The 1603-nt window shown below is 38.9% G+C and carries 1 protein-coding gene; it reads right to left on the bottom strand.

Annotated features, from left to right (window positions below; translation table 11 throughout):
* Nucleotides 1-2 precede the first annotated feature (2 nt).
* Nucleotides 3-1603: recombinase family protein (locus tag DM444_RS00220; RefSeq protein WP_162614877.1), on the bottom strand; the 1601-nt coding region annotated here is incomplete at its 5' end.

Below are 1603 nucleotides of genomic sequence, written 5' to 3'. Positions count from 1 at the left end.
GCTCATAACCCGAAGGTCACAGGTTCGAGTCCTGTTCCCGCTACAGAGAATGACCCATCAAATTTTTGATGGGTTTTTTGTTTTTTATTGCCTCTATCAATGCCTGTAAACGTTTGGACTAATCCAAAAATCGAGTTTACTCGTCCAGTTAGATATTCCCTGTTTTCAGACCTAATTGACAATCCTTCTGGAAATACCAGATTCTGGATTCTTATCTTGCTGTCAATATCTCCTTCTTTCCAGTATTTATTGATGTTTGTAACTTTCTCTATTACTTTATCGATATGTCTGCCGTGGTTAGATATTTTTTTGCCGTTTGCCGTAATCTGAAGCTCAACTTCCTTTAATTCCATATCAAACTGAAGTGCGTATCTATTGTATTTTTCATCTCCGAAATTCGGATTGTCAAAATAGCGTTTATCCAGATTTTCAATTTTGGTTTCCAAATCTTTTTTCTTTGAAAGCAGACCTTTCATTTCTTCCCTGCCTTCATTTTCCATGATATCAAAAAGTTTGTTCAGCTGAAGCTTGAAAGGTTCTATAAATTGAGAACTTAGCGTGTATCTTGATAATAGCTTTTCAAAAGAATCATTCAAGCCTTCCGCTTTTGAATATGGTGTGGTCAATGCGTTGAAACTGGCATTTCTGCATTTCTGGCATTTATAGTAATGTGCATTCTTTTTTCTTACCACATAGCTTGTCAGAAGGCTTCCGCATTCGCATCTTAAAAATCCCGTCAATGGTCTGAACTCATTGATCTTGCTTTTAGAATATTCTTTAACTGGCACTTTGCTTTCAGAAAGCATTCTGTCAACCTTCAGAAAATCTTCCTCGCTGACCAAGCCTGTCCAGTTTCCTTTCACTGGCTCTTCAAGCAGTGCATTTACCGAGATTCCGCAGTAGAAAGGATTGCGCCACATAGCACCCAGTGACTGTTTTGTAATATTTAAATTGAGTTTTGCCAGTTTCTCTCTAATTACAAAATCCCTCTCACCCGCAAGCTTCCACTTCCAAGCCTTTTTTAAAATCTCTCCCTCTAAATTAATTGTGATAGACTGCTTTTCCTGTATTAGAGCGTAATCCCCAACCTTCCTTCCTCTCATTGTATAGCCTCTGGGAGCTTTGCCTAGCCAGTTTCCTGCTCTCAGTAGCGCTTTCATGCCAGGAATTGTTTTTTCGAGCCTGTCCATGTTTTCTCTTCTGGCATCTAAAAGCTTGCTGTAAATATCAAGTTTGCTGTACTCGTCATTGGTGCACAGACCAGAAGAAGTTTCAATTAAATGCACTCCGAGTTTATCCACAAGCTCGTGAACAATGCTAATAGCGTTTCCTCCTGTTCTTGAAAACCTGCTGATAAATTTTATGGCGATTGCAAAAGGTTTCTGTTTTGCGCTTTTAACCTCTTCCAATAATCTTGTAAACTCTTTTCTGGTAAAATCTCCCGAAGCGCTTTCATAAGTTCCTCCAAGCATATTTTTGAGTGTATAGCCGTTTTTGGAAGCAAACTGTATTATTTCTATGCGCTGTTCTTCAAGACTGTTGTTTACTAACTGAAGTTTGGAGCTTACCCTCGTGTAGCCCCAGATTTCTTTTACCTCAGCTT

Origin of the sequence: Flavobacterium ginsenosidimutans (genome assembly GCF_003254625.1) — a bacterium.
Taxonomy (GTDB): domain Bacteria; phylum Bacteroidota; class Bacteroidia; order Flavobacteriales; family Flavobacteriaceae; genus Flavobacterium; species Flavobacterium ginsenosidimutans.
Note: the sequence above shows the minus strand (reverse complement) of the source record. Positions and strands in the feature narration are given on the sequence as shown.